Source organism: Salinispora mooreana (assembly GCF_000379065.1).
Taxonomy (GTDB): domain Bacteria; phylum Actinomycetota; class Actinomycetes; order Mycobacteriales; family Micromonosporaceae; genus Micromonospora; species Micromonospora mooreana.
Genome location: NZ_KB900614.1, coordinates 2,733,766 through 2,758,983, shown reverse-complemented (window position 1 = coordinate 2,758,983; position 25,218 = coordinate 2,733,766). Strand labels below are relative to the sequence as shown.

Here is a 25,218-nt window from a genome sequence, read left to right as displayed (position 1 = left end):
CCAACCGCCCCCGCACCCGGGCGAGTTCCCGCTCATCCACGCACCGCAGCCAAACACCGCCACCATGCTCACACAAGCGACACGCCACAACGACCTAACAAAGCACTACTAGTACTCCAGCCGCACTTCCGTTGACCGTGTTTGCGCAGCTAGGACCGTAGATGCGGGTCAGGCGTTAGAGTACACGATCGTCCATCGTAGACTGCCGCACTTGTGGTGACGGACGATCTTTCGGGGTGGGCGGCAAGTCTGGATGACCTGATGGCGCGGGTCGCTGGCCGGTTTCGGCGGGTGGAGCCACGCCGGCGGGCCCGGGCCTATGTGTTGGGCCTGCTGTCGCCGCTGGCTGGCAAGAATGGCTGGACCCTCGCGGAGGCGGCCGGGGAGAACACCCCTGACGGTATGCAACGGCTGCTCAACAGGTCGGCGTGGGACGCTGACGCGGTCCGCGATGACCTGCGCGACTACGTCGCGGAGCACCTCGGCGACGCCGCCGGCGTTCTGATCATCGATGAGACAGGGTTCCTGAAGAAGGGAACCAAGTCCGCCGGCGTCCAACGCCAGTACTCCGGGACCGCCGGGCGGACCGAGAACTGCCAGCTCGGGGTGTTCCTGGCGTATGCGTCCGCGCACGGGCGCACCTTGATCGACCGGGAACTGTATCTGCCGCAGAGTTGGTGCGCCGATGACAGGCGGCGGACCGAAGCCGCGGTACCGGCGAAGGTGCGGTTCGCGACCAAGCCGGCGCTGGGGTTGCAGATGCTGCGCCGCGCACTGGACGCGGGACTGCTGGCTCAGTGGGTGACCGCCGACGAGGCCTACGGCAAGGACAGCAAGTTCCGGCTGTGGCTGCAGACCCGGCGCATGGGCTACGTCTTGGCCGTGGCCTGCAACCAGAAGATCCCGACCGACGGCGGCACCGCCCGCGCCGACGAACTGGCCGCCGCGGCCCCTGCCCCGGCCTGGAAACGGCGCAGCTGCGGCGCCGGCGCCAAGGGACCGCGCCTGTTCGACTGGGCCGTAGCCACCCTGCCCGACACCGGCACCGCCGAGCACGGATTCACCCGCTGGCTGCTCATCCGCCGGTCGATCACCGACCCGACCGAGCTCGCCTACTACCTGTGCTACGGACCGGCCGACACCGACGACGAGGAACTCATCCGCGTCGCCGGCACTCGGTGGGCCGTCGAGGAGTGCTTCCAGACCGCCAAGGGACAGGTCGGCCTGGACGACTATCAGGTGCGCCGCTACGACGCGTGGTACCGCCACATAACACTCGCTATGTGCGCCCACGCCTTCCTCACCGTCACCGCCGCAAAGGCGGAAAAGGGGGCACCACCGACCGGGCCGGCCTCGTTCCCCTCAGCCTCGCCGAGACTCGACGTCTCCTGGCACACCTGATCACCCGCAGGCGAACCCGCGACCACATCAATCGATGGTCATGGTGGCGTCGTCGCCACCAGTTCAGGGCCAAAACAAGCCACTACCAGCGAAGACAACAACTCAGCCAAGTGCGGCTGGAGTACTAACCCGGAACGGCCCCGCCCCTGCCGCCCGTAGACGGTAGGGGCGGGGCCCCTCGTGATACCCGGGCGACGGGATCAGCCCGGACAGCCGGTGACGTTGACGCAGTTGTTCGGCCGGTTCTTGACCACGGTAGTGCCGGTGGCGGTGTTCAACTCGACCGTGCCACCCGCCTCGTTGAAGATCCCGCCACCGTCGGCGACGGCAGTGTTCTTGACGATTTTGGTCGAGAAGAGGGTGAGCGTTCCGACGGATTCATTATAAATTCCGCCCCCCGAACCGGTGGCCTGATTGCCGCTAACCTTTGTACGCAGCAAGGTCAACGCCCCCCGGTTACGAATGCCGCCGCCGTTGATTCCGGTATTGTTCTTGATGATACTGTCCTTAACAAGCATGGAACCGCCTTCCAGGAAAAGCGCACCTAGTCCCTGATTGCTGGGAGCGGAGTTATTGGCAATGGTGACCCGTGACATGGTGAGCTGCGTCGGCACGCCGGCTATGGCGGAACCACCATCGATCGTCGCCGTGTTTCCCTCGAAGCGCGTATCAGCGATACTGCCGGTCACACCAGAAAGAATGAAGATGCCCCCACCCTGGGCAGCATGATGATTGACCATCTCGCTTCGCGTAACACGGAGGTCGCCACCGGTGATGGTGATACCGCCGCCAGTAAGAGCGGTATTCGCGTCGAAGCGGGACTTGTCGACGGTAAGTGTGCCGATACTGAAGACTCCGCCGCCGATATTCGTGGCAGCATTCTGGCCAATTAGGGAGTTGTTGATTTCGAGATCACCGCCAATATTTGCCACTCCACCAGCGTCAGCATTAGGGGCGACATTACGAATAATTTTACTGTCATTGACCGCGGCGGCACCGCCGCCATTAATCAAGATCCCACCACCGGCACCGCCGCCGGAGGTCCGGCCACCGGTGATAGTGAGATGATTGAGGGTGAGCCGACCGTTGGCGTTGACGGTGAAAATTCTGAATTCCTCGGCGGCGGCGGCGCGTTTGATGGTGGTGTGTTTGCCGCCGTTGAGGGTGATGGGGGTGGTGATCGCGGGCAGGCCGGCGCCGTCGATGTTGGCGGTGAGTAGGTAGGTGCATTTCTTGGCGAGGTCGAGCACGGCGCCGCCGCGGGCGTTGGCGAGGGTGATCGCGGCGATCAACTTGTCCGCGTCGCAGGGAACGGGGATGCCCTTCGACCTCTTGTTCTCGTTCTTGCGCTTGCCTTCGTCGCGGTGGCTGTCGGCGGCGGGCCGGTCGGGTTGCTCGGGCCGGTTTTCGGCGTTGGGAACGATGCGTGCGGCGGCCTCGGTGGCCGGTGCGCCGACGACGCCGACGGCAGCGGTGGTGAGGGTCAGGCCGGTCATGCCGGCCAATCCGACGGCCCACCAGCGTGACCTCGCCCGGCGTCCGCCGGGCCGGCTGGGTGTGTGGGTGTGGTGTGGATGGTTCATCGCGGTCTCGGTGTCCTTTCCCCGCCACGGACGAGGAACCATCAATCCCGGGGCAGGACCCGGGGTGGTGTTCCTCGGCTACCAGGCAGGCGGTAGTAGCCACCCGAGTTAAACCGACACCAACCCCACTAAGACATGAACACGAAAAACACGCCTGAACGAGACACGAAACCGCCGTGGCATCAAGCGCACCCCGCACACCCGAGAGGAACCCCCAATAACGCACGACTACCTGATCTCCCTCATCCGCACCGCTGTCCCCGCCACCGTCGGCGCCCTGCTCGCCTGGCTGGCCTCGACGGCGGGGATCGTCCTCGACGCCGACTCATCCACCGCCCTGACCGCGTGTGTGGTCGCGTTGACGATGGCCGGCTACTACGCCCTCGCCCGGGTGGCCGAGGCCCGCTGGCCGTGGCTGGGTGTGCTACTCGGCACACCGGCCGCACCCAACACCCACGTACGAGGCGCCGGCCGCCCGGCGGCAGTAGTCCAGCCACACCCGCCGGTGGTGGTGACTCGGGGACACCACCACCGGCGGACAACCTTCAGACACCCCGGTTGACCTGGGAGAGCTGATGAGCCCCTGGACTGTGCACCACGGTGACGCCCTGACGATCCTGCCCCACCCTGCCCGCCGCGAGCGTCGATCTCGTGCTGACCGACCCGCCATACAACTCCGGCGGCCGTACCCAATCCGACCGGACCAAGGACACCGCCCGCGGCAATACGTCTCGGGCGACGCCGCCCATCAGCTGCGGAATTTCGTCGGCGACAATCGCGACCAGCGCTCCTACACGGCATGGCTGTCGCTGGTCCTCGCCGGCTGCTTCCGATCTCAAGGCCCGGCGCATCCCTGCTCGTGTTCACCGACTGGCGGCAACTACCGGCCGCCAGCGACGCCCTGCAGGCCGGCGGCTGGCTATGGCGCGGCATCATCTGCTGACACAAACCCATCTCCCGCCCGCGTGTCGGCGGGTTCAAAGCCGACTGTGAGTACCTACTGTGGGGCTCGCACGGGTCGATCGACGCCACCCGCAGCCTCGTCCACCTGCCCGGCCTCTACTCGGCCAGCCAGCCCTGCGGTAAGGGCAGGCAGCACATCACCCAGAAGCCCGTCAGCCTGCTTGCCGACCTGGTCAGGTATGCCCGCCCGGCGGCACGATACTCGATCCGTTCACCGGCTCCGGTTCCACCGGCGTCGCCGCCGTTGACGCTGGCCACCCGTTCATCGGTATCGAGGCCACCCGCCACTACGCCCAGATTGCACGACAGCGGATCACCGACGCCACCACTCAATACACGCCCGGGTAGGGTCGTCAATGCGGTGCCGCCGGATCAGGTGGCGGATTCGGATCGGGTCGCCCTGGCGTGACGTGCCGGCCGAGTACGGCCCCTGGCAGACGATCTACGGCCTGTTCCGTTGCTGGCAGCGCGAGACGGCACCTGGGACAAGATCCCGGCCGCCTCGCAGGCCGCCGGCGATGCGCAAGGCCGGATCACCTGGCTGGTCAGCGTGGACTCGATGACCAGCCGCGCCCACCAACACGCCGCCGGCGCCCGTGCAGACGGCCACCTGCAAAAAGAGCCACCCGGGTGGTGTGCACGACGAACCCGCCGATCACGCCCTCGGACGATCCCGCGGCGGTCTGAGTACCAAGACGCACCTGGCCTGTGAGCAGGGACAGAAGGTCCTGTCGATGGTCGTGACCGCCGGGCATCGTGGTGACAGTCCGCAGTTCATCCCGGTCCTGCGCCGTATCAAGGTGACCCGTCTCGGGGTGGGACGGCCCCGCACCAGCCCCGACCTCGTCCTGGCCGACAAGACATCCCACGCAATTTGGTGTCAAGCTGCGGTGGGTAGCTGTTGTGGTTGGGGTGGGGTGAAGGCGGTTGTCTCCTGGTAGAGCTGTCGGGTTTGCAGGCAGTGGTGAAGGCAGCCAAGGAGCCGGTTGGACAGGTGGCGCAGGGCGGCGGTGTGGCCGTCGCCGGCGGTTCGTCGGCGTTGGTAATGAGCGTGGGCGCCGGGGGAGGCGGTGAGGGCGGAGGCCCAGAGATGGCTGGCGTGGGCGAGGCGCTGGTTTTTCACTCGTCGGTGCATGACGATCAGGCTCTTGCCGGAGGCGCGGGTGATCGGGGCGGAACCGGCATACGATTTCAGTGCTCGTGTATCAGCGAAGCGGGATCGGTCATCTCCGATTTCGGCGAGTACCCGGGCGCCGATGAGTCGACCGAGGCCTGCGAAGCTGGTGATGATCTCGGCGTCCGGGTGTTGATCAAAAGACTGTTCTGCGGCCGTGGCCAGGTCTTCGGCGTTGAGGCAGGCGGTGTCCAAGGCGTGCAGTAGGGCTAGGGCTTGTCGTCCCATGGCCTGTTCGACCAGGGGTGGCTGGTGCAGGGTTGCGGTGGCCAGGGCTTGGTGCAGTCGGTCAGCTTCGGCGGTGACGCCTCGTTGCCGGCCGGCTCGTCGTAGGGCGTCGGCGAGGTCGTCTGGGGTCAGTGTCGCTGCCTGGGTGGGGGTGGGCGCTGCGGCGAGTACGGCGCGCGCTTCGGGGCGGGTGATCCCGCCGTGGGCGTCGCGGAAGGCCAGCAGGAACGTCGGGTAGTACTCGCGCAGCAGTGAGCGCAGTTTGTTGTGGGCTTGGGTTCGATCCCATACGGCGTCTTGTTGCGCACGGGCGAGAACTGCGATCGCCTGGACGAGTTCGGAGTCGTTGGGCAGCGGCCGGTGCACGGCCATGTCGGTGCGCAGATTGTTGGCCAGGACCACCGCGTCGACATGGTCGGACTTGGTGCGTGAGACGGTGTATCGGTCTCGGTAACGAGCGACCGCGACCGGGTTGATCGCGTAGATCTGCCGACCTGCGTGACCTGGATGCGGTCGAGAAGGCCAGCACTGGGGTCGCGGCCGTCGTGCATCTTGCGGGGACACCCAGGAGGGACCGTTCCCGGAGTTGGTGGAGCACAACGTCACCGGCACCCACGGGCTTGTAGGGAGATCTGTGTAACGGATTGAGATGAATATCCGTTATGGCTGGTAGGAGCCGGTCGACACAGATAGGACAAGTGTGGTGACGATGTCGATGATCAACCCGCAGAGGCAGGACCTCCCGATTGACGACGGCGAGGTGCGTGGGCTGCGGGAACAGGCCGTCACGGATGCGCCGAGGCTGCCTCTGGCCGCCCCGGTGCTCGACGAGCAGGCGGCAAAGCAGGCCGCGCGGAAGGCGGTCGCGGACCTGGTCGACGAGCAGGTGATGGACGCCGTTCTGGCGCAGATCAAGGGCGACGGGCTGCGGTTGACGGGGCCGGGTGGATTCTTGTCGGAGTTGGTCAAAACCGTGCTGGAGCGGGGGTTGCGGGCGGAGTTGACCGAGCATCTGGGCTACGCGGCGCATGATCCGACGGGTAAGGGTTCGGGGAACTCGCGTAACGGGCACACGCCGAAGACGGTGCAGACCGAGGTCGGACCTGTCGAGGTGCGGGTGCCGAGGGATCGGGCGGGAACGTTTACCCCGGTGCTGCTGCCGAAGAACACCCGCCGCCTCGGTGGGCTCTCGGACGTGGTGATCTCCTTGTACGCCGGTGGGATGACGGTGCGCGATATCTCGCATCACCTGCACCGGGTGTACGGCACCGAGGTCGGTCCGGACACCATCTCCACCATCACCGACGAGGTCCTCGACGAGGTGAAGGCGTGGCAGACCCGCCCCCTGGACGAGGGGCGGTTTCTATCAGTGGTTGCGAATCACCTGGTCAATGGGCCTGTGAGGCATTCTCGCATGACCTCGGCTGGGGTCCTGTCGCCAAGGACGAGTCGGGGGCGCTGGTTGAGCTGACGTGCGACCTCACGGAGGTGTCGTGCAGTGTGGATGGACAGGTTGGTGCCTTTGGGAAAGTACTGCCGCAGTAGGCCGTTGGTGTTCTCGTTCGTGCCGCGCTGCCAGGGTGAGTGTGGGTCACAGAAGTAGATCCGAAACCCGGTCAGCGCCTCGATGTCCTCGTGCAGGGTCAGCTCACGGCCCTGATCCCAGGTCAGCGTCCGCCGCAACTGGGGCGGGATGTGCGCGGTCTGCGTGATGAGCGCGTCGCGGACCTGCGGGGCCTTCCAGCCGTGCGGCAGGTGGATCAGGTGCACGTAGCGTGTCGTGCGCTCGACGAGGGTGCCGATCGCAGAGCCCTGGCCGCGACCGATGATCAGGTCCCCTTCCCAATGCCCGGGGATAGCACGGTCGTTGACCTCGATGGGCCGCTCGTGGATGAGCGTCATGTTCTTGATCTTGTTGGGTGTGGGGACACCACGGCGCTGCTTCTTGCGGCGGGTGCGGCCGGTGCGGAGCTTGGCCTCGCGGCAGCCGAGGAGGCCGGCGAACAGGGCCCGGTAGATCGTCTCCGGACAGGCCCGCATCGCCAGGTCATTCGCGTACTCGCGGGCCAGGTAACGCGCGATCTGCTGTGGCGACCACTTTTCGGTGAGCTTCTCGCGCACGAGCGTCCGCAGCGGCTCGCTGCCGCGGATCTTCTCCTCCTTGGGACGGCGACGCCGCAGCAGGGACTGGTTGTGGGCCCACCAGGGGTGGTAGCTGCCGTCCGGCTTCGCGTTGCGCTTGAGCTCGCGGTAGACGGTCTGAAAGCTCTTCCCGATCGACGCGGCGATCTCCTTGACGGTCTGCTTGGCCTGGAGTCCGTCGGCGATCGCGATGCGGTCGTTCTGAGTCAGCAAGCGCGGCGATACCGGGCCGGCGTCGGGGACGATCATGCTTCCAGCATCGATGAACCAGTTCGAACCACAGCTGGCGGAGACCCCCACCACCCGAGCCGCCGCCGCACCCTTGTAGCCCTCCCTGAGTAACTCAAAGTACCGCTTCTTCACCGAGCTCGGCATCTTGTTGGGGGCGTACTTCGGCATCCGAACGCTCTCCTTCCGGGGCGTTCGCAATCACCGATAGAAACCGCCAGGTGTACCCGATCGCCTACGTCGACGCGCTGATGGTGAAGGTCCGCGACGGCGGCACGGTGCGCAACAAGGCCTGCTACCTGGTCGTCGGTGTCGGCGTCGACGGGGTCAAACACGTCCTCGGGATCTGGGTCCAGCAGACCGAGGGCGCCAAGTTCTGGATGCAGGTCTGCACCGAACTGCGTAACCGAGGCGTACGAGATGTCCTCATCGCCTGCTGCGACGGCCTGACCGGCCTACCCGAGGCGATCGAGGCCGTGTGGCCGCACACCACCGTGCAAACCTGCGTGGTGCACCTGATCAGAGCGGCGACGCGGTTCGTCTCCTACAAGGACCGCCGGGCGATGGCCGCCGCGCTCAAAGAGATCTACACCGCGCCGACGGTCGAAGCCGCCGAGACCGCTCTACTCACCTTCGCCGACAGCCCCCTCGGGAAACGCTACCCGGCCGCGGTCGCCGTCTGGGAACGGGCGTGGGACCGGTTCTGCCCGTTCCTGGCCTTCCCGCCCGAGGTGAGACGGATCATCTACACCACCAACGCGATCGAGTCGTTCAACTACCAAATCCGCAAGGTCATCAAGAACCGTGGGCACTTCCCGACCGACGACGCCGTGGTCAAACTGGTCTGGCTGGCCATCGCCGACATCGAGGACAAACGCGCCCGGCAACGCGCCGCCGAGGCCGGTAAACCCCGCACCCAGGCCCGACAGGCACCGCCCCGTCTCGTCGAAGGCGCCGGCGTCCACGGCTGGAAACAGGCCCTCAACTCCCTCGACATCTTCTTCCCAGGCCCGAGATGCCACCGCTGCTGTACGCCGCCGCCACCCGGCCCCTGACCTCTCCGTTCCTCACGGTGTACGGCACTTCTGACAACCGCGATTCGTGGTGGCCGCGCACTGGTTGGGACGCCCTCGGGTACCAGCCGGCTGACAGCGCCGACCGCCTATGCCCCGGTCTCGGGCCGCTGGCCGACCGCTGGATGGGCGGCGCCTTCGCCAACGCCGACCTTCCCACATAGGAATATAGGGAGGTCGACCCCCGCAGGTGCCTGGACCTGCTGCGCCGCCGCGTCGACAGGCCCTGCCTGGTCTTGGATTCTCCCCTGGGGCGGGCTTTCCCTACTTGGGAAGGAGGTGGTAGCCGGTGAATGATCTGGTCCTTCGGGTCCAGTCCCAGCTGACCGGCCGTGATCGGGTGTTGCTGGGCTGGTTGTACGACCACGGTGTCGGGACGTCGTTCCAGCTCGCGAACGCCTTGTTTCCGTCGTTGGACTTCGGTCAGCGGCGGTTGCGGACCCTGTACCGGCTGGACGAACGCGTTGCCGCCCTCACTGCCAGTCGGGCCGCGCTGCCGGGTGGTTAGCGTGCCGATGTGAACGGTGGTTCCGTCGTTACGGCAGCATCGCGCCTCGGTAGATGCGGTCGAAGAGGTTGAACAGGGGCTGGTCGTAGGCCTGCAACTTCGTCCGCGTGTTGATGTCGTTGTGCACGCCGTCGCCGCCGGGCGGTCCGGGGTAGTTTACTCCGAAGTAGCTCTGCATTCCCTCGGCGAAGTACTCCTTCATATCCGTTCCCGCGTACGTGTTCGTCCACAGACCGCTGGCGCGGGCGTTGCCCCAGGCATTGGACAACTCGGTGGACATCGCGGGGTCGATGTTCTGCAGGGCCATCAGATGCAGGGTGTGTCCGAATTCATGCACGAACAGATTTGCCCGCCCCTGGTTGTCCAGCACGTTGCTCTCGCTGCAGGTCGACAGTGGGAAGGAGGGAGTGGCGCCGAACCCGGCCCAGTACCGCTCGTCGAGGCTTGTGCCGAACTGCTGGTATACCTCGGGGATCGCGCTCATGCGCTCGCCTCTGGCGACGACGACGAGGCGGACGTTCTGCCGGTTCAACTCGTGTACGGGCCAGTACGGGTTGGTCCACAGCATGGTACCGAGCTGGTTCCGCATCCGCACCAGGGTCTCATCCTGCAGGTGGTGCGGACCGAAGACCGGCAGCCCCCATGCGTCGACGTACTTGCCGTACCACCGGGTGTCCAGACCATACTTGGTCACCAGTGACGACGGGATTGGCCCGACCGGTTCGGCCAGCGCCGGTGATGCCCCGGCAATCGTGGAAAGGAGTCCTGTTGCGCCGGCGGCCAGCAGGGACCGACGTGTGATGGTACCCAAAACATGGACTCCTCTCATCCGGCTTGCCATCGTCACGCCATATTGGACAGTTTGTCAACTCCCCTGGAAGCGTGGGGGCCGGTCGCGGCTTGAGCCTCTCGAGCTCGTGCCGCTGATCGCCGTAGTCAACTGGTGAGCGGCCGTCGTGACGGAGCGGCGGCGGTGCCGGTTGCAGAAGTGGGTGAGCCAGGTAGCAATCGTGATCGCTGTCCCCGTCGTACCATGCCGATCGCGTACGCCATCCTCGTCCTTTGTCCAGACCAGGACCGGTGACGTCTTACCCTTAGCCTGTCATTGCAAGATGTGACGGCTGTTGGCCGGCACCCGGTTCGGGTGCCGGCCAACAGCGTGTTCCGTCCACTTGTTGAGCCGCCACTGGTCCACGGTCTCGCCTCGAAGAACGCTGAGCAGTGCCTCCTTGTTCTCGAAGCTGGTGACCTTGTCCCGGTCCTCGCTCAGGTGGATGTGCCACAGGTGCGATGGGTCGGAAGAGGCGGCTTCGTCCTTGCGGAAGTCCCAGCCTTCCACCTCGTTGTCGCTGTCGGCCTGCCCGAAGAACTCACGCCAGCCGTCCAGTCGAGGATCATCGGGGTCCTGGCCGGAGGCGAGCAGGCGGCTGGAGTACTCCGCGATGTTGGTGGCCTCCGAGAAGGTCCAGTCGTAGGCAGCGGCCTTGTCCGAGGGTCCGCCCTGGTCGTTGTCGTCAAGGACGGAGTAGTCGGTGGGGCCGTTGGCTACGCGGGTGTTGTGATAGCCGGGCTTGTCGGTGTAGACACCGCCGTCGGCCGTGCCGGGCTGCAACTTCAGCAGTTCCTCCTGCAGCCACGACGAGGCCTCGGCCACCTTGTCCGGGTTGCCGGCAGCGGTTGCGGGCGTGGCGCCCACCGCGAAGGCTCCGCCCAGGGTCGCGGACGCGGCCAGGGCCAGCACACTACGACGCAGAATCGTGTTCATGAGAATGCTCCATTCGGGGTCGACACCCCACACGCACCCAAAAGGGGGGCGCAGGGTGCGAGCACCGTCCGGCGCTCAACAGAACAGAAAGAGAAAGAGCTCCCCGAGGCGACCGCGGCCCCACTGTGGGGGCGTGCACGGCGCCGGGTCCATGTGTAACGACCGGCGGGCCGTCATCATTCCGGGGTCTCACCCACCTCACCGGCGGGTGGCTTCCTCGGTCGTGCGCAGGGTGTAACGCCCCGACGCCCGCCGGGATTCCGCCACCACCGCACCTCGACCACACCCCAGATAGTTATTCTCCGGACATAGCGATGAAAAATTGGATATAGGGCATGCAACCACAGAGCGGGAGCGATCCGCAGTACCCGTGGGACTACAACGTCGGGCAGGCCCCGTCCGTAGCCGAGGTCAGCGGGGAGGGTGGCCGCCGGTCACCTCAGCGCGGGCCTCAGCGGGCTCGGTCCCGTCAGCTGTGTTCGTGGATGTAGCCGGACCAGGCCGGCGACATCGTCGGGGAGCAGGCGACCGATCGCTCCGCTCGAGTAGACGGCCGTCAGCACGGTGCCGTCGGGGGCGAGGACAAATCCGGTCGACTGCAGGTGATGCGGTTCGTCATTGACGTAGGCACCCGTCGCCTCGGCCACCGTGGCGACGTCGGCGCCCAGCCCGACAGGGCAGCCGCGCCGACGACTCGCCACGAGCTGGCGGGAGGTCACCAACGACAAGGCCCTGATCCAAACCTTGAGCTGAAACACACGCGGCTGGTGGGTGCCGGCCCCGGCGTTGGCTCCAGAGCGGTCAGGTGAGCGCGGCCGCCGGCAGGCGTACCTCCAGGTCCGTGCCGGGGTTGAGCAGAAGCGTGCGGTGGCTTAGCGTCCCCACCAGGTCGGTGACCGGTAACCGTCGCCAGTCTCGTACCGACTGCGCGGCGGGCAGTTGGCGATCTGAGGTCCAGGCAGCGACATCGATCAACCACGCCACCACGGACAACGTAGACGTACCCGTAGTGAATCTTGTGCGTGCTGTTGCCGAACTTCCTCGAGGTCTCGACACCGTCGAGCGACTGACCCGCCAGCTGGAAGGCGATGTCCTTGTCACGGACGAAGTGCAGGGCCGTGTCGAGATCGCTGGTTGTGGAAAGCCGCTGTGTGTACCCCCGTCCCGCATCACCAAGCTGTTCTGTTGATGAAGCTTGATGTCACAGTGAGCAGGGTGTTCTTGAACGTCGCATTCGACTTCAGCCCGCCGGAGAAGATGACGTCTGGGGGCACGTCCGAACCGTGGTAGAGGTGGTGATCGTGCTGGGCAAGACTCGCTACGACCGTTGGCGGTTCACCGCGGATGCCGATGGTCGGCTCGATACCGGTGCTCTCGGCCTCGTCGTCTACACCGGAGGCGTGTTGGCGAATTCCGGTCGGGTTGGTGGCCGAGGCTGAGGGGGTGCTGGCCCAGGGCCGAGGCCGCGGGCGGTGGGGCTGGTGTGGATCGCGGCAAGGACGGTGGCCGGCCCGTCGGCACCGGCCTGGGTCGGGTTGCGCATCGCCCCCGGCCACCACGATGGGCGCATCGCCGCTGGGCAGCAGGTCGAGCAGGTAGGTGGTCTCCTCGCCGCCGCCGCTGACCGCTCCCGACCACTCGATCGGCACTGTGGCCTAGCGTCGGGTCGCCTTGCTGATCTTGTTGTGGAGGGTGCGCCGGGCGATCGGGCCGAGGTCGTCGACGACCTCGATGAGCACGGCGAGTTGGTCCAGCGCCTCGATGGCGCGCTCGGCTGAGGGCCGGTCGACGCCGTCGTACAGCTCCAGGCCGATGAAGGCGGCCGACACCGCGCGGGCGAGCCCGGGAACGTCGGCGATTTCGGCGAACGGTGACCCGGCCAGCAGCCGGCGCAGAACCAGCTCGATCTCGTCCACCCACAGCTGCAGAGACTCGGCGGTGGGGGCGGCGAGGCGCTCGTCGGCCTGTGCGCCGGCGAGCATCTGGGACAGCACGGACACGTTGCCCAGCTCGCGTTCCTCCTCGTGCAGGGCGCGCCCGACGTCGAGCAGTTCGCGCAGCGACCCGACCTGGCGCAGCCGGGCGGACCAGTGGGCGACCCGCTCGGCCGTGCCGGTCCGGCACGCGGCTGCCAGCAGCTCGTCGAGCGTTCCGAAGTGGTAGAAGACCAGCGCCTGGTTCACTCCGGCGGCGGTGGCGATGGTGCGGGCCGAGACGCCGGCGATGCCGTGCTGGCGGATCGCGGCGAGGGTGCCGTGGAGCAGGCGTCGCTTGGTGTCGGACATCGCTCTCCTCCCGCCGGGTGTGGCGGTGCGATCATCGCATCCGTCATCAGTTGCGCCAGCCAGGTCATGCCGGGCAGCCGCAGGGTCCAGCCCACCCAGGCCCAGCCGAGGTTGAGGTGCTCGAGAGCACGGGCGACGGCGGCCACCCCCCGTTCCGCGTGGCCGTCGCCGCCCGTGTACCCGGCCCGTAGCTGCCCCTCCTTGGCCGGGGCGATCGTCAGGTTCACCGGGTTTCGCCGCGCCAGGAACCGCCAGACCGCCACGCATGGCCCGCACCCGGCGTCGAGCCGCAACACCGCGGGCGCGCCCGAGGCGTACGGCCGCCAGCGCGGACACCAGTCGTGTACCGACCGTCGCCAGTCCCGCCAGGCGTCCCCGTACCGGCAGGCCAGGTCGTGCTCCTCGTGCGGCCGGGCCACGGCCGCGCTGGAGGCCACGGCGAGGGCGGTCGCGGCCAGCAGGAGCAGGGCAGCCGCGCCGACCTGCATCGGGTTCGCCAGGTACGCGTAGGGCCCGGTGCTGACGAGCCGGGCCGGCGGATCCCACGGGTACGGGGTGCCGCCGCCCCGTCCGGCGAACTCGCGTACCGCGATGAGCGCCGGGGTGGCCACCAGCAGCGCGACCTGGGCCAGGACCAGGAGGGCGGCCCGGGGCAGCCCGGTGAGCGGGGACCACGAGCCGCCACCCAGCTCGAAGGCGACACTGGGCACGAACCACAGCAGCAGCGTGGCGAAGACGACGACTTGGAGCAGCACCCGGGCCCGCAGGTGCCGGCCGTCGGCGCTCCACCGTCCGAGCAGCTGCGCGGGGAGGGCCACGGCGAGCAGCCCCACCACCTCGCCCACCAGCCAGTGCGGCCCGAGCAGGACAAGCGGGTGTAGCGCCGGCATCGCCACCACGTCGAGCCAGAGCAGCAGGCCCAGCGCGAGGGGCAGGGGCAGGAGCCGACGTAGCAGCACCGGCAGCGCGCCCCAGAGCGCCGCCCAACCCAGCCACAGGTCGACCGGTATCCCCCGGTAGGCCCCGTGCACCGGCGCGAACGCGTACCAGCCCGTCCGGCGGGCCGACTCGTTCAGCGCGGCGACGCCCAGGGCGGCGGCCACGGCGGCGAGCAGGGCGGCGGCCCGCGCCCGCCGGTCGCGCTCCAGTCGGGCCGCGGCCAGCACCGCCAGCAGGGGCACCCCCAGGGCGAGCCAACGGGCGGCGGTCATGGCAGGACGAGCATGTCGAGCAGGTGCCCCACGCCCTCGTGGAGCAGGCCGTCCTGGAGCGGCCCGAAGTACCAGGAGGGATCGAGACCGCGCTCGTACGCCACCCGGACGCGCACCTCGGTACGTTCCCGGTCCACCGCCTGCCAGGTCACCTCCGCGCGCCGGAAGGTGACCCACCGACCGGGGATGGCGGTGTGCTCGACGAACCGGAAGCCGACCCGGCCCGGCTCCGTGCCGGTGACCTCGGTGAGTAGATGCCCGCCTGGCCCGTGCGAGCTGTCGGGGTAGGCGAACATCCAACGGTCCCCGGTGGCGAGGCCGTCGCCGGTGATCCGGGTCGGCACGGGTACGCCGAGCAGGCGCAGCGGCACCGACCGGACCGGCACCGGGCGAGGGCCGGTCGCCAGCCGCTCGCCGACCGCGTGGGCCGGGAGGGTAACCACCCGGACCACCTCGACCGACTGCTCCGGGGCAATCCGTGGGGCGAGCCCGGTGCCCTCGAGCCCGGGTACGAGCAGCAGGGGCACGGCGACCAGCGAGTACGCCCGGGTGGTGTTGCGGCGGGCCAGCCTGATCAGGGCGGTGGTGCCGTGGGCCATCGCGTATACCAGCGGCGCGGACAGGATGACGCAGATGGCGCCTTCGTGCAGCGCCACCGAGGCCAGCAGCAGCGCGATCGTGGTGGCGGCGAAGACCCGGCCGTGGGTGGTGCGGCCCGGGGTCAGGGCGAGGGCGGCGGCCAGCAGCACCGGCAGTCCGACGAAGAGCAGGGCGCTGTCGGCGCGCCCCTGGGCCACGGTGACGGCGTAGACGACGATCCCGAAGGTCGCGATGAGGCCGGCGAGCGTCCAGTTGGCCCAGGTGCGTCTCGGCTCCGGCTCCGGCTCACTGGTCATGTTTCCTCTCATGTTTGAGCGACCGCTCAAACAGAGGGTAGGCTGATTTGAGCATCTGCTCAAGGGGTGGACCGGTGAGCCCACGTCGGCTCAGTCCCGGTCGGCGTCTTCCCACCGGACCGCCCGGACTTCGCCGATGCGGTCACCAACGTGCCGGGGTTCAGCTCCACCCCGAGTCGGTGCTCAGCCCGGAGGATGTCCTCGCCGACCTGTTTACCGCGGCGAATTCCGCCGACGTCAGCCGGCAAGTCCCTGTTTCAGCGCGGCACCGATCCGCACCGCCCGTCGGGCGGTAAGCGCCGCCGCGCCGAGCGCGGTGCTGTCCGGGGCGACCTCCGCGTTGTCGCTGGTGTGCGAAGCGCCGTACGGGTTGCCGGCGACGAACTGGCTCGGGTCGGTGTAGCCAGGGGTCACCACGATCCCGCCCCAGTGGTAGAAGACGGAGAAAAGGGAGGTCAGTGTCGTTTCCTGGCCGCCGTGCAGGGTGGCGGTGGAGGTGAAGGCGGAGTACACCTTGTCGGCCAACGCGCCACGCATCCAGAGTGGCCCGGTGGTGTCGATGAACTGCTTAAGTTGCGCGGCGACCAAACCGTAGCGGGTGGGTGATCCGAGGATCACCACGTCTGCCCAGGTCAGGTCGTCGGGCTCGGCCTCTGGCACGTCCTGGGTCTGCAGCCGGTGGGCTTGCCAGCCCGCGTTCGCCCGGATTGCCTCGTCCGGAGCGAGCTCTCGTACCTTGCGGAGCCGCACCTCAGCGCCGGTGTCGCCGGCCGCCTCACACACGGCCTTGGCCAACTGGTACGTGATGCCGGTCGCGCTGTAGTAGATCACCGTGACTTTGGTCTGGGCGGCCATCGGATGTCTTCCCCCTCACCATCGGGTTGGTCCGGCGCGCGGACGCGGGCGTCGCCGAGCGCGGCTACCCCGTGGTCGTCACGTCAAACGGCCGATCGGACGTTGGAAGGCGTCAGCCCCTGATGTCCCATGCTGAGGCCGCCGTCGACCGGAATGATCGCTCCGGATACATAACTGGCGGTGTCGCCAGCCAGTCAGGTGACCGCGCCGGCGACATCGTCCGGCTGGGCGAATCGGCCAGCGGGGGATCGCTCGGTAGAAATCGGCGTGTCAGCTTCACAGGTTGAGGGTGAACCCGCTGGCGGCGAGTTCGGTGAGAAAGGCTCTCGGCTCCACGAGGTGCTCGATGTGCCGTACGCCCGAGGGCATCGCGGGCAGGTCTCGGATGAGTAGCGCCGCAGCGAGACCGGTGGCGCGACTTTGCCGGCGACCGCTGAAGCTTGCCTGACTGGTGCCGGAGTCGACGGTGACGGCAAATTCGTCACCGCCAAGCTTGATCTTGGCTAGCGCGTCCTGCATGGTGCGGCGGATCCAGGGGCGATGTAGCAGGCGGGCGATGCCGGGTCGCCCGGTGGCTGCCAGCAGCGTGGTGGTCAGCCGGGAGTCCAGGCATAGACCGGTACTCGCTGTGACACCCAGCGTGGTGGAGAGCGTGTACTGGTCTGAGAACGGGAACCGATACACGGTTCGCTCGCCGTGCGGAGCCGGAAATCGCATTGCCCACGAGCCGTGTAGGCGGCCCAGCCCATCGAGAGTCCAGGCGAGCGCCGCTGGCCCGTGCCGTTCCCCGGAACCAAGCAGCACGCCGATGTGCACCTGCCGCGTTGTTGACTGTTCGACGCAGTGTCGGGCAAGCAGGTTGCTGACCCCGGGGACCAGTCCGACGCTGAGGGCCGCTGTGGCCTGCCGCTGGGAGGCGAGCTCGTCCAGGTGTTCGATCTCGACGTGCAGTCGGTGGGAAGCCGAGATGTCCACGTAGTGGATCCCCCGCTCCAGGCAGGCGCGGGCGATCCGCGCGTTATCGAGTTCGGCGCACATGAGCACGGCGTCAACCCCGTTGAGCGCGGTGGCCAGGTCGCCGGGATCGGCGGCGTCCAAGCGCACCACGGTGGACCCCGGCACGCGCGGCGCACGGTGTGGGTTACGGCCGGCCACCACCACGTCTGTCGTGCGTAGGTGACTGACCAGTGCGGTCACGGCGTGCATGCCGACGGCGCCGTATCCGCCGAGGACGAGGATCCGGTTCATCGGGCGACCGCCTCCTGTGGTGGTGTATCGCCGCTCGCCGGCTTCTTCGGTTCTCGGGTGCCCATGGCCAGCGCGCAGAGGATTCCCAGGACGGCGATGGCGGCCGCGCCGGCAAACCCCAGGCGCAGACCATCGGCGAGCGCGGTGGCCCCGTCGCCGCTGCCGCGGTTGTCGGTCCATGCTGCCGAGGCCATCAGCAAGGCGGTGAGGCCCAGGGCGGCGCCGAGGCGTTGGGCGGTGTTGACCAGGCCAGAGGCGGCTCCTTGCTGATTTTCAGGTGCGCTGCGTACGGCGGGGGCGGTGGAACCGACGAACACAGCAGGCAGGCCGGCTGCGAAGATCAGGCTGGCCGGCAACACGGCGGTCAGGTAGCTGGCGCCGGGGTGCAGCAGGATCGCGTATCCGGCCAGGCCGAGCGCGACCAGGAACATCCCGGCCGCGAGAACCACGCGTGACCCGAAGCGGCCCATCGCCCAGGGCAGCGCGGTACGCGCGGTGACCATGTTGACCGCGGCGATGGGCAGAACGGCGAATCCGGCGGCGAGGGCGGAGTATCCCATGGCCTGCTGGAGCATGAGCGACAGCAGCACGAACGCCGGTACGTGGGAGGCGCCCACGAGAGCGTTGGCCGCGACGCCGGCCCGTACCTGGCGTATCCGCAGCAGTTGCGGCGGCAGGATCGGGGCCGGATGGCGCCGCTGGTTGACCGCGAACACCGTACCGAGCCCGAGGGTGGCGACGGCTGCCGTGTAGGTGAGCGGCGTCCACCCGGCGGTGGGCAGCTCGGTGGCGAGCAGGACCACGGCGAGCAGGCACCCGGTGGCGGTGAGTCCACCTACCAGGTCCAGCCGGGTCCGAGCGCCGCTGGCGCGCCCGGCCCAGGGCGGGTCGGCGGGGAGCAGGCGCGGGCTCAGGACAAGGGCGACCACTCCGATCGGGACGTTGATCAGGAAGATCCAGGGCCAACCAAGTGTCTGGGTCAGGACGCCGCCCAACGCCACACCCGAGCCCGCGCCGGCGGCGGCCATGGCGCTCCATACCGCGAACGCCCGACGGTAGACGGCGGGTTCGGTGAAGATCGCGGCGATCAACGCGAGCTCGGCGGGGACCACGATCGCTGCACCAACGCCCTGTACCGCTCGACCCAGCAGCAGCGTGCCCGCGTCGGGCGCGAGGCCCGCCAGTAGCGACGCGCCGGTGAACAGCGCGATTCCGGCCTGGAACATGCGACGCCGGCCGACTACGTCCGCGGCCCTACCGGCGACCAGTTGCAAGCCGCCGAAGGTGAGTTGGTAGGCGTTGACCACCCAGGTCAGCCCGGACTCGGTCAACGTCAGCGCTGCACCCATCGCCGGCAGTGCAACGTTGACGATCGACACCTCAAGAAACACCACGAGTTCCACGGAGGTGAGCAGCAGCAGCGCGGCGAGCCCACCTCGGCCCCAAGTTTTGGTAGTCACACTACAAGAATGTTTTTGTAGTGGAGCTATAGTCAATGGTGTGAGCGAAACACCACACCGCAACCGCCAGCAACCAGCCGTGAAGACGCCACCCGAGGACGGCAGGACCGCGCGATCCCGGTCCACCCGGACGCGCATCACCGCGGCGGCCACCGAGCTGTTCACCACTGCCGGCTACAGCAGCACCAGCATCGCGGCCATCGCCGCCAGGGCCGGCGTGAGCGAGCAGAGCGTCTACTACAGCTTCGGCACCAAGCGGGCCATCCTCACCGCGGCCCTCGACCTGGCCATCGCCGGTGACGACGAACCCGTTCCCACACTCGAGCGGCCCTGGGTGCGTGACGCGCTCGCTGATCCGGACCCACGCGGGCAGATCCGCCGGCAGGTCGCCGGCGCCGCAGACGTCTATCGGCGCGCCGCGCCACTGTTGGACGTCGTGCGCAGCGCTGCCACCATCGACGCCGAACTAGCCGAGGTGTGGGCGACCAATCTTCGGCAGCGGCTCACCGTGCAACGCGTCTTCGCCGAAGCGTTGGCCCGCAAGACGCCGCTGCCCGCCGACATGGCCGTCGACGCGGCCGCCGACACCGCACTGGCCATCCTCAGCCCCGAGACATACCACCTGCTCGTGCACCACCAGGGCTGGGCACACACGCGATGGCGGGACTGGGCCACGAACGCTCTGCAACGCCTACTCACGACGCTGCCGTAGCACCGAGGCGACCCCGGCTGGATCACGCCGGGCGCCCGCCCATGGAGCGCCAGCGGCAGTATCTTCAGCACGGCCACGCGATGACTTGGCGCTGCGTCAGCAAGGACGGCGGGTGCCGAACTTGGGTGACAACACCTCGGTGCCGCCACGGCGGCGGGCGTGAAGTCGGCTCGGGGTGCCGCCTATGAGCCAGATAGGTATCGCTCGATTCGTGTCGGCTTCGGTGGGCCGGCGTAGCCGATGTGCCGGTCCGGCCGGATCACGAAGGCCGCGGCGCCGGCGTCGTACAGCTTCTGGGCGGTACGGCCCCGGTCGAGGAGGACCGGAACCGGGGCGCCTACGGCCTGGGCCACCTGCCAGGCCGGGGTCAGCAGCCGCAACTCCACCGCGCCGGGCCAGCGGCGGGCCAGCGTGTCGGTCAGCGTGTTGATCTGTGTGGGCAGGGTCGGGTCGGGCTTCGGCGCGGTCAGCAGGAGGGTGTGGCGGTCGGTGGCGAGGCGGTCGTGTAGGCGCTGCGGCTGGTGGGTGATCCCGTCGAACAGCATCGGGTCGGGCAGGCGGTCGCCACCGTGCAGTCCGCCCTTGCGGCCGGTCACTCCGGCGGTGCCGCGGTAGCTGTGGGCGAGTTGGGACAGTCGGTGGGCGAGTAGTCGACGGGCCGGTGCGTTGGCCTGTAGCCCGGCCAGCACCAGGTCGCGCAGGTGCCGGCGCGGGTCGCCCCGCAACAGCATCGCCTCCGCGCCGAGGTGGGTGAAGCGGACGACCTGTTGACCGATCCGATGCCGTTCGGCCTGGTAGCTGTCGAGTAGCGCGGTCGGGGCCCAGCCGGCGATCACCGCGGCGAGTTTCCAGCCCAGGTTGATCGCGTCGGCGACGCCGAGGTTGAGCCCTTGGCCGCCGAACGGGGTGTGGACATGCGCTGCGTCGCCGGCCAGGAAGACGCGACCCACGCGGTAGCTGGTCGCCTGCTTGCGGGCCAGGTTGAAGGTCCAGAACCGGTCGGTGGACTCGATGGTGGCGGGGATACCGGTCCGGGACAGGGCCGCCTGCGCGTCGTTGCGGGTGGGTGGTACCGGTCGGCCGGTGGCGTCGATGGTCTGGGTGTACGCCAGCCGGAACCGCCGTTGCCCGGGTAGGGGGAAGACGCCGTAGATCCCGTTGTCGTCACTGGAGAAGGTCATCTCGTTGCGCGGCAACGGCCAGTCGACCACCGCATCGCAGAGCACCCACGGATCGCTGTAGGTGGTGCCGTCGAAGTCGATCCCGAGCAGGTCCCGAACCGTGCTGTGCGCGCCGTCGCAGCCGACGACCCATTGTGCGGTCAGGGTTTCGGTGTCGCCGTTCGGCGTGGTGAGGGTGGCGGTGACTCCACTGTCGGTCGAGGTGAGGCCGACCAGGGTGGTGTTGCGGTGCAGCGTAACGCCGTGCCGGGTCAGGTGGTCGATGAGAATCTGCTCGGTGCGGTACTGCGGGATGTCGACCAGGTGCGGGTACGCCGTGTTGTCGAGCACGCGGAAGTCGACGCTGAGGCGGTCGCGGTGGCTCGTCCGCAGGGTGAGCACGTCGACCCGCTGCCCTTCGGCGAGGATCCGGTCGGCCACCCCGAGGTCACGGAGGTGCTCCAGCGTGCGGGCGTGTAGCGCGGCGGATTTGGTCAGCTCCAGCGGGGCGGCGTGTTTGTCGATGATCCGGGTGTCGACACCGAGTCGGTTCAGTTGGGCGGCGAGGACCAGACCGGTGGGGCCGGCCCCGACGATCAGCACCTGTGGGTGTGGCATGTCGTGCACCTCTCTACCGATGCTATAAAAGCGAGCGCTCGCTCTTCTTTAGGGTGCGCCTGCCGCTGGGCACCGTCAAGAGCGAGTGCTCGCTTTACGATGAGCGGATGCCGAGAGTCTCCGAAGACCACCGTGCTGCCCGCCGCCGGCAGATCCTGTCGGCCGCCGCCACCCGCTTCGCCCGCGACGGCTTCCACCGCACCTCCATGCAGGACGTGGTGGATGAGTCCGGCCTGTCGTTCGGTGCCGTCTACCGCTACTTCCGCACCAAGAACGACATCGTCATGGCGATCTCCCTGGAGGCGATCGGCGTGATCGAGACGGTGGTCCGCGACGGTGTCCAGGCCGGTCGCCCCGTCGCCGACCTGTTGACTACGCTCCCACGCGCGTTGCTCGCCCTCGAGCAGATCGACGAGCGGATGCGGCTGGCGGTGCAGGCATGGGGGGAGGCGCTGCGCGATCCAGCCCTCGCCGAGCGGATGCAGGAAGGGCTGCTGCGGGCTCGCGCCGCGCTTCGGGAGAGCATCGAGGCCGGCTGCGGCGACAACGGCGTCCACATCGACGCGGACGCTGCGGCACAGGTCCTGATCTCAATCATTCAGGGCTTCATCTTGCAACGCTCCTGGGATCCCCGCCTCGACGCCGACTCGTACGGCCAGGCTGCCCGAGCGTTGATCAGCGGTAGGCTCGGCGGCGCCGCGACGGAATAGCGTTGATGGTGAGCGATCGCTAGCGTGGCGCCATGTCGTCACAGAATCCCTCATCGCGAGATGTTCGCCAACCTTGCGCACGCCACTGAGGAGCATCTGCGGTAGAGCCCTGACCTGATTGCCACACCTCAGGGGTGGCTTGTTAAAGACCTTCACACTCGCTTTTCCCTGAATCCGTTCATTGTGCTGGCAGCCGTGGCCGCCCGGGATCGGTCTATCTATGACCTGTATGCCGCCTCGCTCACGCCATACCGCGCTCCGGGCTTCCTGGATGAGCACCAAAAGACGTGAAAGATAGGGTAAAGGGTCTGTCCGGCGGAGGCGGAGCCCTCATCTGGCCACGTATGATCAAGGGCCTGCGCAGCCCCACAGGGTTGGGGCGGGGTCGACATGTCGGTCGCTGGGCCGACGGAGATCAATATCCGGTATCGGACATTGAGGGGCGTGGAGCTGATCCGTCATGGCGCCGCGCATGCCATCGGTGGTGTGAAGGCCGCCCAGGCGGAGGAGAACGATGTCTACACCTGGTACTCCGAACTCATGCCCGTGTGCGGCAGCGTGCGCTGGAACGGGCTGCTTCGGGCTTCGGAGTTGATCCGGATGCCGTCGGTCATAAGCCGAGGTGCAGAACGGGCGCGCCCGAGGCGTCGCGGCCATCATCGTGCAGCTCATCGACTGCTCGCTGGCCGCCGTCGCGCTACCCGCCCTACGTCGCGGGCCACCTCGCCGTCGGGTGTCGCCGATGGGGGAGTTGGCTCGGTGGCGGAGGGCGCTCGACAAGTTGTCCCTGGTAATGGTGGTCTGCCCCGACGGGTTCTGTTTTGGGAGTGGGCGGCCGCGCCGTATGGGCCACCCGAGGTGACCTGCCGGTGTGTGGACTGCCCTGGTGGGTGGAGAGTGACGCCGAACAGACCTTCCCGTTAGCCAAGAATTCGGTTAACGTGAATGCGCGGTTGGTGGGGCGCAGCAGATCGTTCCCGCCGGCTTGTTTGTGGTCTTCCCAGTAATGCCGGGCTGTCTGCGTTGAGTCCGGTGACGCGCCACTGTCGGATCTCTGAAATCTCTAAACAGGCTGGGCGGCCGGTTCCCCTGATGTCAGCAACGGCGACCGCCGCCACTGAATATTGGAGGATCGGGTGCGGGAGTCGACATCGCCGCCGCTATACGTGGTGCCGGAGAAGGGCGGGCTCGCTGACCTCGTCGCGGGTAACGCCGCCGAGGAGCCGGATGCGCCGGTGTTTCACCGTAAGGTCGGGGACCGTTGGGAACCGGTCAGCGCCGCGACGTTCTTCACCGAGGTCACCGACCTGGCCCGTGGTTTGATCGCCAAGGGGGTCGAGCGCGGGGACCGGGTCGGCCTGCTCTCCAGTAATCGGTACGAGTGGTCGCTCACGGACTTCGCCCTCTGGACAATCGGTGCGTCACCCGTCCCGATTTATCTGACCTCCTCACTCGAGCAGATCGAGTGGATTCTCAGCGACTCGGGTGCGGTGGCGGTCGTGGTCGAGAATGCGACGCACGAGGACGTGGTCCAGGAAATGCGGGGCAGTCTCCCCGCATTGCGGCATGTCTGGCAGCTCGATGCCGGGGCGGTGGAGGAGCTACGGGGCGCGGGTTCCGCGGTCGAACCGGCCGTGGTGGACGAACGTCGGAAGGCCGTCCAGCCGGAGGACATTGCCACGATCATCTACACCTCGGGCACCACCGGGATGCCCAAGGGCTGCACTCTCAGCCACGCCAACCTGCTCGCCGGCTCCGGCAACTCGGTCGCCCTGCTGCGCACCATGTTCGGGCCGGTGGGCGACATTCCCGCCTCGACTCTGCTCTTCCTGCCCCTTGCCCACGTCTTCGGCCGGATGGTGCAGGTTGGCGCCATGGTGGCGCGGACCCCCCTGGCGCACTGCTCCGACGTGAAGCAGGTTCCCGCGGAGCTGGCCAGCTACAAGCCGACCTTCCTGCTCTCGGTTCCCTACGTGTTGGAAAAGGCGTACAACAGCGCCCGACGCAAGGCGTACGAAGGTGGCAAGGGCAAAATCTTCGACACCGCGGCAGCGACGGCGATCGCCTACTCGGAAGCGCGGAAGCCCGGTCTGGGCCTGCGCCTACGCCATGCCCTCTTCGATCGACTGGTGTACAGCAAGTTCCGTGCGGCCCTGGGCGGAGACCTGCGCTACGTCATCTCCGGGGGAGCGGCGTTGGGGGAGCGCCTGACGCACTTCTACCGGGGCTGCGGCATTACGGTGTTCGAGGGCTACGGACTCACCGAAACCAGTGCGGCGGTCACGGTCAACTCGCTGGAATCCTTCCGGCCGGGGACGGTGGGCCGGGTGGTGCCGAGCGTGCGGATGCGAATCGGCGAGGACGGTGAGGTGCAGTGCACTGGCGGCCCGGTGTTCACGGGCTACTGGAACAACGAGGCGGCCAACGCCGAGGCCTTCACCGAGGACGGCTGGTTCCGCACCGGCGATATCGGAGAGTTCGACGACCACGGTCACCTGCGGATCACCGGCCGCAAGAAGGAGATCCTGGTGACCAGCGGGGGCAAGAACGTGTCCCCCAGCATGATCGAGGATCGCATCGCCTCCTCCCCCCTGGTCGCCCAGGCGCTCGTGGTGGGGGAGGGGCAGAAGTACATCGCCGCGCTCATCACCATTGACTCGGAGTACCTGGAGCACTGGAAGACCAGCGCGGGCAAGCCGGCCGACGCCACCCCCGCGGAGCTGGCCAATGATCCTGACCTCCTGCAGGAGCTGCAACGCGCCGTGGACGAGGGCAACGCGGCGGTGTCCACGGCCGAGGCGGTACGTCGGTTCCGCGTGCTCCCCAGCGAGTTCACCGTGGAGTCCGGCCACCTGACGCCGTCCCTGAAGATGCGTCGCAAGGTGATCATGGCGGACTTCGCCGACGAGGTGGCCGAGCTGTACGACTGACCCACCCCTGGCCGTACCCCGGAAGGCCCTGCGCGTGCCACGTCACGCGCCAGGGCCTTCCGGGGTTC

Annotated in this window: 17 protein-coding genes and 11 pseudogenes; 12 read left to right on the top strand and 16 right to left on the bottom strand. The window is 67.9% G+C overall.

Annotation, left to right across the window (positions count from 1 at the left end):
- The first annotated feature begins 261 nt into the window (after nucleotides 1-261).
- Complete coding sequence (locus SALPAC6_RS0112990; RefSeq protein ID WP_018253844.1) at nucleotides 262-1,401, top strand: IS701 family transposase; 1,140 nt, start codon at nucleotides 262-264, stop codon at nucleotides 1,399-1,401.
- Between the two features lie 200 nt (nucleotides 1,402-1,601).
- Here SALPAC6_RS0112990 and SALPAC6_RS0112985 read toward each other — a convergent pair whose 3' ends face one another.
- Nucleotides 1,602-2,984, bottom strand: coding sequence for a hypothetical protein (locus SALPAC6_RS0112985; RefSeq protein WP_026189630.1), 1,383 nt, complete (start codon nucleotides 2,982-2,984; stop codon nucleotides 1,602-1,604).
- Between the two features lie 217 nt (nucleotides 2,985-3,201).
- On the opposite strand from SALPAC6_RS0112985, the pseudogene SALPAC6_RS30185 reads away from it, so the two are divergent.
- From SALPAC6_RS30185 to SALPAC6_RS27705, 3 pseudogenes are all read left to right on the top strand, one after another.
- Nucleotides 3,202-3,450, top strand: a pseudogene (locus tag SALPAC6_RS30185) (hypothetical protein); the annotation flags it as partial.
- 109 nt (nucleotides 3,451-3,559) lie between these two features.
- Nucleotides 3,560-4,295 (top strand): annotated as a pseudogene (locus SALPAC6_RS30985) (DNA-methyltransferase).
- Nucleotides 4,296-4,318: 23 nt separating this feature from the next.
- Nucleotides 4,319-4,807, top strand: a pseudogene (locus SALPAC6_RS27705) (IS5 family transposase); the annotation flags it as partial.
- A 20-nt stretch (nucleotides 4,808-4,827) separates the two neighbouring features.
- Here SALPAC6_RS27705 and SALPAC6_RS25875 read toward each other — a convergent pair.
- Nucleotides 4,828-5,841 (bottom strand): annotated as a pseudogene (locus SALPAC6_RS25875) (IS110 family transposase); the annotation flags it as partial.
- Between SALPAC6_RS25875 and SALPAC6_RS30170 the strand changes: the two are divergent.
- Together SALPAC6_RS30170 and SALPAC6_RS0112960 are read left to right on the top strand one after the other, a co-directional pair.
- Nucleotides 5,838-5,965 (top strand): annotated as a pseudogene (locus SALPAC6_RS30170) (NAD-dependent epimerase/dehydratase family protein); the annotation flags it as partial. The pseudogenes SALPAC6_RS25875 and SALPAC6_RS30170 overlap by 4 nt on opposite strands.
- A 273-nt stretch (nucleotides 5,966-6,238) precedes the next feature.
- A pseudogene (locus tag SALPAC6_RS0112960) lies at nucleotides 6,239-6,700 on the top strand (transposase); the annotation flags it as partial.
- A gap of 29 nt (nucleotides 6,701-6,729) precedes the next feature.
- Here SALPAC6_RS0112960 and SALPAC6_RS0112955 read toward each other — a convergent pair.
- On the bottom strand, nucleotides 6,730-7,890 hold the full coding sequence (locus SALPAC6_RS0112955) for an IS30 family transposase (protein ID WP_018253839.1): 1,161 nt from the start codon (nucleotides 7,888-7,890) through the stop codon (nucleotides 6,730-6,732).
- 50 nt (nucleotides 7,891-7,940) lie between these two features.
- On the opposite strand from SALPAC6_RS0112955, the pseudogene SALPAC6_RS25870 reads away from it, so the two are divergent.
- The 3 genes and pseudogenes from SALPAC6_RS25870 to SALPAC6_RS0112940 form a co-directional block, all read left to right on the top strand.
- Nucleotides 7,941-8,774, top strand: a pseudogene (locus SALPAC6_RS25870) (IS256 family transposase); the annotation flags it as partial.
- Nucleotides 8,699-8,956: pseudogene (locus SALPAC6_RS30165) on the top strand (NAD-dependent epimerase/dehydratase family protein); the annotation flags it as partial. The pseudogenes SALPAC6_RS25870 and SALPAC6_RS30165, both read left to right, overlap by 76 nt.
- Before the next feature lie 125 nt (nucleotides 8,957-9,081).
- Nucleotides 9,082-9,300 (top strand): hypothetical protein, encoded by a 219-nt coding sequence (locus SALPAC6_RS0112940; RefSeq protein WP_018253837.1) that lies wholly within the window; start codon nucleotides 9,082-9,084, stop codon nucleotides 9,298-9,300.
- Nucleotides 9,301-9,328: 28 nt separating this feature from the next.
- Here the strand turns inward: SALPAC6_RS0112940 and SALPAC6_RS0112935 are convergent, their stop codons facing one another.
- From SALPAC6_RS0112935 to SALPAC6_RS0112880, 12 genes and pseudogenes are all read right to left on the bottom strand, one after another.
- Entirely contained in the window at nucleotides 9,329-10,111 is a 783-nt protein-coding gene (locus tag SALPAC6_RS0112935) for a hypothetical protein (protein ID WP_018253836.1), read from the bottom strand.
- Nucleotides 10,112-10,402: 291 nt separating this feature from the next.
- Nucleotides 10,403-11,065, bottom strand: a complete 663-nt coding sequence (locus SALPAC6_RS0112930) for a hypothetical protein (RefSeq protein ID WP_018253835.1) — start codon at nucleotides 11,063-11,065, stop codon at nucleotides 10,403-10,405.
- 469 nt (nucleotides 11,066-11,534) lie between these two features.
- A pseudogene (locus SALPAC6_RS25865) lies at nucleotides 11,535-11,778 on the bottom strand (peroxiredoxin); the annotation flags it as partial.
- 88 nt (nucleotides 11,779-11,866) lie between these two features.
- The gene (locus tag SALPAC6_RS0112920) at nucleotides 11,867-12,049 is read right to left on the bottom strand and encodes a hypothetical protein (protein WP_018253833.1); all 183 of its coding nucleotides are present in this window, start codon (nucleotides 12,047-12,049) and stop codon (nucleotides 11,867-11,869) included.
- Nucleotides 12,050-12,521: 472 nt separating this feature from the next.
- Nucleotides 12,522-12,675: pseudogene (locus SALPAC6_RS30160) on the bottom strand (asparaginase domain-containing protein); the annotation flags it as partial.
- A gap of 45 nt (nucleotides 12,676-12,720) precedes the next feature.
- On the bottom strand, nucleotides 12,721-13,350 hold the full coding sequence (locus SALPAC6_RS0112910) for a TetR/AcrR family transcriptional regulator (RefSeq protein ID WP_018253831.1): 630 nt from the start codon (nucleotides 13,348-13,350) through the stop codon (nucleotides 12,721-12,723).
- Entirely contained in the window at nucleotides 13,245-14,561 is a 1,317-nt protein-coding gene (locus SALPAC6_RS25860; RefSeq protein ID WP_018253830.1) for a hypothetical protein, read from the bottom strand. The genes SALPAC6_RS0112910 and SALPAC6_RS25860 overlap by 106 nt, the downstream gene beginning before the upstream one ends.
- Complete coding sequence (locus tag SALPAC6_RS0112900; protein WP_018253829.1) at nucleotides 14,558-15,457, bottom strand: hypothetical protein; 900 nt, start codon at nucleotides 15,455-15,457, stop codon at nucleotides 14,558-14,560. The genes SALPAC6_RS25860 and SALPAC6_RS0112900 overlap by 4 nt, the downstream gene beginning before the upstream one ends.
- 237 nt (nucleotides 15,458-15,694) lie before the next feature.
- Nucleotides 15,695-16,312 (bottom strand): NAD(P)H:quinone oxidoreductase, encoded by a 618-nt coding sequence (gene wrbA, locus SALPAC6_RS0112890; RefSeq protein ID WP_018253828.1) that lies wholly within the window; start codon nucleotides 16,310-16,312, stop codon nucleotides 15,695-15,697.
- Nucleotides 16,313-16,395: 83 nt separating this feature from the next.
- Nucleotides 16,396-16,557: pseudogene (locus tag SALPAC6_RS29395) on the bottom strand (SDR family oxidoreductase); the annotation flags it as partial.
- A gap of 31 nt (nucleotides 16,558-16,588) precedes the next feature.
- Nucleotides 16,589-17,560, bottom strand: coding sequence for a saccharopine dehydrogenase family protein (locus SALPAC6_RS0112885; RefSeq protein ID WP_018253827.1), 972 nt, complete (start codon nucleotides 17,558-17,560; stop codon nucleotides 16,589-16,591).
- Nucleotides 17,557-18,963 carry an MFS transporter gene (locus SALPAC6_RS0112880; RefSeq protein ID WP_018253826.1) on the bottom strand — a complete coding sequence of 469 codons (1,407 nt, stop codon included), beginning with the start codon at nucleotides 18,961-18,963 and terminating at the stop codon, nucleotides 17,557-17,559. The genes SALPAC6_RS0112885 and SALPAC6_RS0112880 overlap by 4 nt, the downstream gene beginning before the upstream one ends.
- Before the next feature lie 97 nt (nucleotides 18,964-19,060).
- Between SALPAC6_RS0112880 and SALPAC6_RS0112875 the strand changes: the two genes are divergently transcribed.
- Nucleotides 19,061-19,732 carry a TetR/AcrR family transcriptional regulator gene (locus tag SALPAC6_RS0112875; RefSeq protein WP_020493584.1) on the top strand — a complete coding sequence of 224 codons (672 nt, stop codon included), beginning with the start codon at nucleotides 19,061-19,063 and terminating at the stop codon, nucleotides 19,730-19,732.
- A 182-nt stretch (nucleotides 19,733-19,914) separates the two neighbouring features.
- On the opposite strand, the gene SALPAC6_RS0112870 is transcribed toward SALPAC6_RS0112875, so the two are convergent.
- Nucleotides 19,915-21,510: an FAD-dependent monooxygenase gene (locus SALPAC6_RS0112870; RefSeq protein ID WP_020493583.1), complete on the bottom strand. Its 1,596-nt coding sequence runs from the start codon at nucleotides 21,508-21,510 to the stop codon at nucleotides 19,915-19,917.
- A 107-nt stretch (nucleotides 21,511-21,617) separates the two neighbouring features.
- Here SALPAC6_RS0112870 and SALPAC6_RS0112865 point away from each other — a divergent pair, with 107 nt between their 5' ends.
- Nucleotides 21,618-22,220, top strand: coding sequence for a TetR/AcrR family transcriptional regulator (locus SALPAC6_RS0112865; protein ID WP_026189626.1), 603 nt, complete (start codon nucleotides 21,618-21,620; stop codon nucleotides 22,218-22,220).
- A gap of 1,136 nt (nucleotides 22,221-23,356) precedes the next feature.
- Nucleotides 23,357-25,150 carry an AMP-dependent synthetase/ligase gene (locus SALPAC6_RS0112855; RefSeq protein ID WP_018253821.1) on the top strand — a complete coding sequence of 598 codons (1,794 nt, stop codon included), beginning with the start codon at nucleotides 23,357-23,359 and terminating at the stop codon, nucleotides 25,148-25,150.
- Nucleotides 25,151-25,218 lie beyond the last annotated feature (68 nt).